Genomic DNA, 9,775 nt, shown 5'->3' with positions numbered 1-9,775 from the left:
CCCCCCCCCCCCCCCCCCCCCCCCCCCCCCCCCCCCCCCCTCCCCCCCCCCCCCCCCCCCCCCCCCCCCCCCCCCCCACCCCTGGCTCCTACAGAAAAGCGTTTTACTCGCTTAACTGACTGGCATTGGGCATTACTGCCCGTAAACCTTCTGCAACTGCGCTTGCGTCAATGCATCTTCAAACGGCACCGGCACTGACTTCACCGCCCCGTAGAGGTTGCGATAACGCCAGTAGTTACCGTTGTTGGCCAGTTGATAACCACGCTCCACCACTCGCTGGCCATCAAGCACATAACGCAAGGTTTCCTGGGCTGCCGCTGGCGGTGCCGGCTGCATCAGGTCGGTGGACAAAACGCGCATCGATTCGTCGATACACTCGTCGAGCACGGCCGTGACCTTCGCCAAATCGAGGCTGCCGTCGTCGATGCACTGCTTGCCACAGCGCCGAATCGGCTGGCTGACCACTTCGATCCGCATGCGATACAGCGCCGAACCGGCAATGTCCTGGACTTGCACCTGGTTGACCAGCACGAAACTGCCGCGATCGGGGGTAAGCATCAGTTTGGGCTCTATCACCAAGCGCGCGGTGACCTGCCCTTCTCCCTGCTTGAACCCGGCCACTTGCGAAGCCTGTTGATAGCGCTTTTGCAGACGCTCCTGCAACGGAACGCCTGCAAGCAAGTCGGTCATCGGTCGCGCTTCCTTGAGCGCGGTTTTTTCCGCATCGCGCTGCAAGCTGCCGCTGCCCATTTGGGTGTTGATCAGGCTGGCGACCAACAAGCCGGCAAGCCCGGCAGTGTTGCCCGAACTCGCCACCAGATTATGACTCGACGATGCAGCCTTCAAAGCCGCCTGGGAGTCGATCACGGTGCTGGCCCCCACAAAGGATGGCGGCAACTGCACATCGACCTTAAGGCCGTGGGCCTGGACGTAAGGCAAGGCACTCTGGTCCTTGAAACCAGCCTCAGGGGCCGGTTTTTGCGCACACCCCGTCATCATCAGCAGGGCCAGCGCACCGGCCACTGTGGGTAAGCGCTTCATTGCGCGAACGGGGTAATCATTTGCTGACGGCTATTGTCCACAGCCTGATAGAACGCGTTGGACAGGTTGGTGTAGGTCGGCTCGTCCCACTCGCCCTGGGCGGCTTGCGTAGCGACAAAGGGTTTGAACCACAGCAGTTTGTTGTCTGCCAGATCGATCACCATGCCCTGTCCGCCCACCTGCGCCATCGGCACACTGGTCGGCACGATGCTGTAGTAGCTGCGGGTGGCACCGGTGGCGTAGACATTCACCAGCAGCAGACGATCCACGCCGTAGGCGGCCTTGACCGGGGTCATGTCACGGGTCATGTAGCCTTCGCGGAAACTGGTTTCCTTATACATCTTCAGGTCGAATGGCTCGTTGATCCGCTTGGCTTTGTAACCCTTGGCCTGCAGCTTGGCGACAAGCACATCGGGCAAGGTGTTGAGGTCGCCCACTTGCCATTTTTCGACGTTGTCACTGAGCTTGTTGTTAACGCCCTTATTGATGGCGTAATCGAGAATCCCCTGATTGCCGGTCAACGCCAGCACCGGCTCCGGCACCACGGTGATCGCCACGCCGATAGTCGGCTCTTTGGCATCCCAGAATTGATGGTCCAGCGGTACTGGAGGTTGCACATGGGCACAGCCAGTGAGGGTCAGGCAGGCGAGCAATGTCAGTACTGCCCAGGTGCGTAGAACGTGAAGATTCATGGATCAAGTCCCTATGATTATTAACGATGTTGCCTATGTCGGCAGCAGCGGTAAAAACCGTAGTGGCACATTGATATATTTTTCGATTCGGCGGTTCTCAGTGGATTTCGAACGATACACTTGCAGGCACCGGGGTAGCAGCTATTGCAGTGTTCCCCCTGTGGGAGCGGGCTTGCTCGCGAAGGCGTCGTGTCAGTCGATATGTGCATTGACTGAAGCACCGCATTCGCGAGCAAGCCCGCTCCCACAGGGGATTTCGGGTGTTTGGGAGGGCGTGTTTAGTTTTGTTTAGCGTTACTTCCTGAAAGCTACAGCGCCTTGCGCCGTCGCCTACAACCACGTCAGAATCCGCCGGCTTGTGCGCCTGGAGGCCCGTCGGTAACTTGGTTCCTGTCACTGATTCCCAGTGATCGGGTTTAGTAGCCCGGCTAGGATTATCCGGTTGCACAAGTGTCATCCAGTCAGGTTTCGACCTGCGCTTGATGGTAGCTGTGCGCATGGCGCCCTCGGGCGCGCCGGGTTTTTGGGTAATCTTACCGGTCTACTAACTTGCGCACAGCTGCCACCCTCCCGTTTAGTAGCGAGACAGGTTGCGGCTCTACTAAAAGGATTACCGTACCAATGTTCAAAATTACTCCAAACCCACCGGAAACCGACGACGTTTCCCCATACGAAACCCCAGGCTCCAAAAAGCTCAACGAAGCCGCCGACCGCGCCCTCGATTACTACCTCAAACCGGTCATTCCCAAAGACACCCCACGCAAACCCAGCACCCTTTACCTCATCGCCCCCGACGCCAATAACGAAACCCTGCTGGTCAACGCCTGCGAATCGCTGGCGGCGGCGAGCGTGATGTTGAGTGATTTCGCGGGGCAGCTGAACGGCCCGCAGCGCAACACCGTGCTCGGCATCCAGAACTCGGTCATGCTGGGTGAACTGGCGGTGAACCGGATGCTGGATAATTTCGTTCCAACGTAAACCAGCCTCCACTGTAATTTTGAGGCGCTTTTGTGGCGAGGGAGCTTGCTCCCGCTCGGCTGCGCAGCAGTCGCAAACCGGTAAATGCGGATTATCTGAGGCTCAACCTCTGCAGGATCGGGGCCGCTTCGCAGCCCAGCGGGAGCAAGCTCCCTCGCCACAGGGCTCCCACAGTTTGGATTTGGGTGTTACAGAAGATTGTGTTCGGCCACTGGATCGATCTGCGCCCAATGCGAGGTGTCTTCGCGGTGGGCCTGCAAATACGGCAACACCGCCGCCAGTAACGGCGCTTTGAACGCCTCCTGAAAACGATGGGCCAGCCCCGGGATCAGCTTCAACTGACTGCCGCGAATGTGCGCCGCCAAGTGTACGCCGTGCATCACCGGCAACAACGGATCGGCGGTGCCGTGAACCACCAGCGTCGGCACCCGCAATTGATTGAGCAGCGCCACACGGCTCCGTTCAGCGAGGATCGCCATGATCTGGCGTTTCACGCCCTCCGGGTTGAACGCCCGGTCATAGGACTGCGCCGCCTGCTGCAGCAACGCCTGCCGGTCATCGCTCACCGCCGGGCTGCCCAATGCCGCCAGCAAATCAGCCTGCTGCTCCAGCGCCACTTCACGATTCGGCGCACCACGTCGCGCGAGTAACTGCACCAGCGCCGCACTCGGCGCCGGCAAACCTTCGGCCCCCGAGCTGGTCATCAGCAAGGTCAGGCTCTCGACACGCTGCGGTGCCATGGCCGCCATATGTTGGGCGATCATCCCGCCCATGCTGGCACCCAGCACGTGGAATTGCTCGACGCGCAAGGCATCCATCAACCCAAACGCATCGTCTGCCATGTCGGTCAGGGTGTACGGCGCCGATACCGGCAAGCCGAGTTTGTAGCGCAGCACTTCGAACGTCAGGTTGGCGTCGACCGGCGCCTGCCGCCAAGTCGAGAGGCCCACATCGCGATTGTCATAGCGGATTACCCGAAACCCCTGCTGACACAGCGCAACCACCACCTCGTCCGGCCAGTGAATCAACTGCCCGCCCAGGCCCATCACCAGCAACAACGCAGGGTCCGAGGCACGGCCAATGCTCTGGTAGGCCAGGCTCACCTGCTCCAGATCGACCCGCTCGGTCGGAACATTGACATCGCACCGCGAAGCCGCCAGGGACGGCAAGCTGAACAATAAAGCGGCCAGAAAAGTGGCCGCCGATAACAATAAAGCACGCATGAAAAACACCGAAACGCAGAACTCCAGTAGAGCGCGAGTCTGATGAAGTTTGTTCAAGCGCGCTGCCACAGTTACGTGACAGTTTGATGAAGATTGCCGAGCGGTCATCGTGACAGCCCGATTGCACGAGGTGCGTTCGATCACATCCTCCTCTGATGCGATAACTATTTACCGCCACCGTCCCCGAGAACTTTCCTTAAATGGCTCGCAAATGGAGTGGAACCGCCGCTCCTCGCACCGAGCCATGTTGATATGACCGATAGACTTCTTTTCGACTTCCCCAACCCGGCACCGATCCTCATACCTACCCCATCCGCGCTGCCGCCTCTCTACGACGAAAGCCTGTTTCTGCATGCTTCGGCACGCTGGCGCGAAAGCAGCGAGGGCTTGCGCGAGCTTCTTGCCGCCAGTCCGGGAATGCGTGACACGCTCACTCAACTGTTGAAACAGAAACTCGATCTGGCCGGGCAACAAGCTGGCTTGCTCTTCGTCGCCACACAGGAGCATCCGCAACGGTTTGTCAGCTTCACCGATGCCTGCGCCTTCGTCCTGCAACACCCGACACTGGAGACGACGCTCGATTCGCGCTGTCAAGTGACCGGTCTGAATCAGACTCATCCCCTGTCGAACCTGACTCCACTGCAAATGCTCGAACGACTCAAGACACTCAACCCTGAACAGTCGCACCGCGAGCGCTGGGCAACCTACTGGGACACGCGTGCCCCCAACACTGCGGTATCGCGTAAACAACGGGCAATACAGCTTTACCGTCAGCATTTCGAAGCGAGCATCCAACTGGCATTCGCCCAGAGAGCCCTGACGGCGGAACAGCTCAAACCCCTGTTGTTAATCATTGATCCGCCCCTTGGTGCTCTGACGCTGGACGGCCAGCCTGTCCATACCGAGCAATTGGCCCTGGTATTGAGTAACCTCAGCCGAGTCGAACTCCCAGGCGCATGGGTCATCACCACAGGCGAGGCGGCCAGCGGCAGTCAATGGCTGTATCTGCCTTGCCGGCCCGTCGCCATTCAACTTTTCAGTCAACGCAGCGACATGGAGGCATGGCTTCTCCGACAGGCACTCGTCCCGCCCGGCTTGCCCACCGATAACGTTCGCTTTGAATACACCGCCAAAACCGACCCCATGGGCGTGGGCGCAAGCGACCTGTTTGCGGCCTGCCAGCCGGCTCAGGTCAGCGCGTTACACCACGCAACCCGCGACAAGCCCGGGTTGGCGGAGCACGGTGCGCAATCCCTCGCCCTGGTTGACCAGGTTGACCAAGAGCGCGGCAAGACTGCCATTCTCGCCTCACCCCCCAAGCTGGAAACCGCCGATGACAACACTGTGGCCGGTGAACAGCCACTGTTTGGCAGCCTACATGCGGATATCCCCTTGTCACTGCGCCGGGCCGCGCTGAACAAGCAGCGCGATGCGCTCGAAACATTGGTGGCAGAGGTAGGAGATGACCTGGGCCTGCAACCGTTCAAAGACTCGCTCAAAGCGTTGGAAACCGCCGAAGAAGCCGCAGACAAGGCCGCCTCTGCGTTGCTTTATCGATCGCGCCCACTGGATGTGATCACGTTCCAGCAGGCGTTCACCGCCCTGCACAGCGCCCATAAGGCCGGTCTGCACGCAGAAGCCAGGCTCCAACTGGCTCTTAAACAACTCAATGACGAGGAGTGCAGCCTGCTCAAGGCCTTGCTGGACACTCCCGACAATCCAGGTCCGGACCCGGTCGCGGCCAGCCTGACCCTATCGATGACCGAACAGAGCGGTGACAAAACCACGGTCACCGCCCAGGAACTCAACGGCGCATTTATCGTCACCCGAGCGGATGCGCTGACCGATGCCAATTCGCCGCACAGCGTGCTGCTCTACTGGTCTGGCACCGGCGGTGGTCTGCAACGATTTGCCAACCGTCGTGAGCTTGAACGCCAGGTATTGCAGATTCATCAGCAGGACAATGCACTGACGTTGCATCTGAATAAAATTCCTGGCGACGCGCTGACGTACGGGCTGAATCAACTGACCAGCGACTTCGAAGAACAGGCCGGCGCGCTACGCCAGCGTCACGCCGAGCCGGCTATGGCCGCGCAGCGTACCGAACAACTGGAAATCTTGCGTAAACACGCCCGCGCCACGTTGCAGGTTCCGGTGCATGCCGCCAGGAACCTTGCTTTCGCCCACCTGCAAGAGCAAGACCTCAGCAATATCCTCGCCTCCAACCTGCCAAATTGGCTCAGTGCACTGACCGAGGCTGACCGTACCAGGCTCAAGCGACTGATCGAGGCATACATCACGGCGATGCAACGCAGCCACGAACTGATAACAGTCGCCCTGGAACCCCGTGACAACTTCACCCGCAAACACTTGCACGCCCGTCTGCGCAAGGACTTCTCGATCAAGGGCCATTTCGACGTGAAGCTCGACTTGCCCGATTCGGTGAAATGGGCAAAGCATCTCGATCCCGCTCCCGGAGCGCCAGGAACCCCGCAAAAACTCGTGCTGATTCCAAGTGTGACGCGTAGCAGGATGTCTCTCGAGGATCTGGCCCAACACAATATAGACAACACACCGTCGATGAACCTGGAACCCCTTTCCCTGCGATTGAGCTTCATGCAGGTGGAGGTTACTGCGGCGAACACGTCAGAAGCCCAAGCCCTGAAAAGCGGCATCACCCGTGATTATCTGATGAGGGTCCTGCCGGAGCTCGACTTGCCCAAGGCATACGAAACGCTGATCCGCGACGCGTTCACAGGGGCGACCACCGAGTCCGTCTTCAGCAAAGAGCATCGCCGCGAGAGCCTGATCGAGCCCTGGGCTCTGATGCTCAAATTGCAGGGTGAGACCGCCCGCCTGCAAAAGCAGATCGACCAAAACGACCTGCAAGTCCTGAACATCGCCATCGACGCCGACACCCCCCAAGCCTGGCGCACCGATGGCAAGCGCATTGTATTGCTGCCGGCCCACTTGAGCGTGGGTGGCAAGGACACACCCAATGAAGGCCCCGTGACTTTGTCTGGCGTGAACTTCATCGAGGAACAGGTCAGCGGGGTCACCCTGCTATACCTGCCCGACAGCCCCGATGGCCAATTCCTGCGCCGTTACGACAGCCTGGAAACCGCTCGCAAAGCCCTGTTCAACCTGTGTCTGCATGACAAATGGGTCGGCTACCTGGCTGGCCGGGCCTTACAGGGTGACGTACGAGCCCACGAAATCCGCATCAAGCAGAGCATGCTTAAACACTTCGACGCGTTGATCGGAGTCGGCTTGCGTTGGCCGGCGACCACCTCGTTGGCGGCCCACCTGGTCAATGCTCATATGGGTCGCCTGATCGAAACTCATCGCGGCACCTCCCGCGCCAACGACGCGCTGTACATGGAGCGTTACGCACTGAAAGGCCCGCGCGCCTTCAACTACATAAAAATGGCTTTTGGACTGGTGCCTTTCGTCGGGACCGCTATCTCCCTCTACGATGTCTGGATCGCCGCGAACCAGGCGGTGGCGGCCTTTTTACGCGCAGACGTGGGTGACGGCCTGGCGGAAGTCGAGTCGGTGCTGCTGTCATTGATTGACGCGGCCATGGATCTGCTCCCCGGTGAAGTTGCAGTCTCGGCGCTTTCCCGGACAGCCCGCTCCGTCACGCGCGCGCGCCAGCTTCACAAGTTGGGCACAACGGCGGCCGCGATACGGATGCCCTCGATGCGTCAGGCCCGGCATGTGGCCGAACGCTTCGCCGGTTACGAGTATGAGCAGCCAGTCTCCCTGTCGGGACTCCAGCCGGCAACCCATGGGACCTATCGCAATATCTACCGCCATGCCGAGGGTGATTTTATCGCGCGCCAGGGACGGATTTTCCAGGTCGAGCGCAGCAAGGACTCACGCAACTGGCGCTTGAGCGGCAATAGTCAAAAAACCTACAAACAGCCCATCGCGCTCGATGAAGCAGGCCACTGGGATACTTATTTCGGCGTTTATGGCGTTACGTTCGAAGGCGGGGGGCTCGGTGGCGGCAACATGCTCGGGCACCTGGCAGATACGCTTGATCCGGTATGGCCTCAGGCTCTGCGCGAACGGTTGCCTCGCTGGTGGAGCGACCATGCTTATCGTCGCCATCATGCATTGACCGTAGAGGCCGATAGACTCGTCCTGCAATTCGATACCCAGGTAAAGCGCACCAAAGCCGCCCTGCAAGCCTACAACGCCAATCCAGAGCGTCCCAAGGCGCTGATGCGCGAAGCTGAGACAGCCTGCATCGCCGATATCGAGTTAGCCAAACAGCACTACCAGACGCTGGCAGATCTGCTTCCACTCAGCCACGGCAACAAAAAGCGCGCGCTTGTGCAAATCCAAAGCGATGACGCGGCGTTACTGACCGACAGGTACAAGCAACAATTGTTCTTTGCCAATCATCGAACCGATCCCCTGCTGAACAGCATCGATGCGCTGATAGAGAGTCTGGACACATTGCCTGCTACAGCGCTCTCCGACCGGCTGCGTGTGCTGGGGGATATCCGGAAGCTGCGGCTGGAAACGATTAAAGAACTCGACACCATCAAGGCCCAAATGCGGGACCTTAACTATTGGTACGAGAAAATTACCGTCAAGGCACACAAAGCCCAACTGACCCAGGAAGTCACAATGCTGAACGGGCGTCTCAGCGAGGCAAACCTCCTTTACATGAGAACCGGTAACTTGCTGGAAATGGTGACACGCTATGACACCGTCAACGATGTGTCCTGGTCCTGGCTCCAAAGCCAGGCGCAAATGAAAAGAACCCAAGTCGACCGCGCCTTGTTCACCCAATTCAGTCTGCCGGAAGTCAATGTTACCAAGGCTCAGCGTAACCAGATCCTTCAAGAGTGCATCGAGTACTACAGTCAATTTCGTCGGGATATGAATGCCTGGACTGCCAGCTATCCTCAGCATTTTCATCTGGATGACGTGCCGTCATTGATGGACGGCATCGCGAAAATGGCCGAGAGAGCGCGCAAGGCTCTTGATTTGCCTGCACCGACTATTCCAGGGCGCAGCAACAAAAAAGTGTTCACCACTGAAGGCGACCAATTGTTGATCGGGGTGGAGCGCTGGGAAACGACTAAACAAAAGCGGCAATACATCCTGACGGGACGAAGTGGGTACATGGAAATCTGGGAACAAGGGAGCAACGGCAAATTCCGCCTCTTGAACCCACAGCCACAGCCATCCCACTCCATTCGCAGAGAACTTGAACCGTTAGTGGCAGATGCCCGCCACCGATTGCAATCGCAAGAAACCTACCAGACCAGGGTTCAAGCCTACGCGGATCAAGACATGCTCCCGGTGGACCTTGAGCACATGATGATCAGTGAGGCGAATGAACTCACACGCCGCGCTCTTGGCATCGAGGACATTGCTCCAGGCAATGCCCTTGTCCAGCAGCTACGCGACAAGGCCACCGAACTGATTGCCACCGGTCGCGCACTGCGAACCCGTCAGTCGCTGCTGATTAAAAAACCAACCGATGGAATGCTCGACGACCTCGTCACGCACCACGTGGTAGATATCCGTAAAACCAGCCCGATCAAAAACCTGGGCAGACGCTCGAATGGTCGAATTGACTATATGCAGGAATACGAAGTCTGGGACTTGACGCAAACACCAGCGAAAGTGCTGTGGTACGCCCACTTCCATTACTACAAGGCCGCACCTGCATTCGGCGCATTCGAGAAAGCCCACTTGAAATTACCGCAACATCGATTTCTCACCCACGCAGACAACGCCGACCTGCCTTACGCCGATATCGGCAAACAATCTGCCGCGCTGCCACACTTCGAAAACCTCTGATGAGAAAAAGGAGCG

General features: G+C 58.9%; 5 protein-coding genes. 2 read left to right on the top strand and 3 right to left on the bottom strand.

The annotated features are described in order from the left end of the window. Positions 1-132 precede the first annotated feature (132 nt). Both AC1RQB_RS10060 and AC1RQB_RS10055 read right to left on the bottom strand, forming a co-directional pair. Positions 133-1,041 (bottom strand): hypothetical protein, encoded by a 909-nt coding sequence (locus AC1RQB_RS10060; protein ID WP_063341407.1) that lies wholly within the window; start codon positions 1,039-1,041, stop codon positions 133-135. Next, complete coding sequence (locus tag AC1RQB_RS10055; RefSeq protein ID WP_063341408.1) at positions 1,038-1,733, bottom strand: hypothetical protein; 696 nt, start codon at positions 1,731-1,733, stop codon at positions 1,038-1,040. Before AC1RQB_RS10055 ends, AC1RQB_RS10060 begins: the two co-directional genes overlap by 4 nt. Positions 1,734-2,354: 621 nt before the next feature. Between AC1RQB_RS10055 and AC1RQB_RS10050 the strand changes: the two genes are divergently transcribed. Further along, a complete protein-coding gene (locus AC1RQB_RS10050) occupies positions 2,355-2,711 on the top strand; it encodes a DUF6124 family protein (RefSeq protein ID WP_008072318.1) in 357 nt (118 codons plus the stop codon). Positions 2,712-2,899: 188 nt separating this feature from the next. Here AC1RQB_RS10050 and AC1RQB_RS10045 read toward each other — a convergent pair whose 3' ends face one another. Next, entirely contained in the window at positions 2,900-3,934 is a 1,035-nt protein-coding gene (locus AC1RQB_RS10045; protein WP_063341409.1) for an alpha/beta fold hydrolase, read from the bottom strand. Positions 3,935-4,186: 252 nt separating this feature from the next. On the opposite strand from AC1RQB_RS10045, the gene AC1RQB_RS10040 reads away from it, so the two are divergent. Continuing rightward, the gene (locus AC1RQB_RS10040) at positions 4,187-9,760 is read left to right on the top strand and encodes a dermonecrotic toxin domain-containing protein (protein ID WP_063341410.1); all 5,574 of its coding nucleotides are present in this window, start codon (positions 4,187-4,189) and stop codon (positions 9,758-9,760) included. The last annotated feature ends 15 nt before the right edge of the window (positions 9,761-9,775 follow it).

It is taken from the genome of Pseudomonas sp. GW822-FHT02E03 (genome assembly GCF_058802325.1).
The sequence above is the reverse complement of the archived record's forward strand: the minus strand, read 5'-3'. Positions and strand labels throughout refer to the sequence as shown.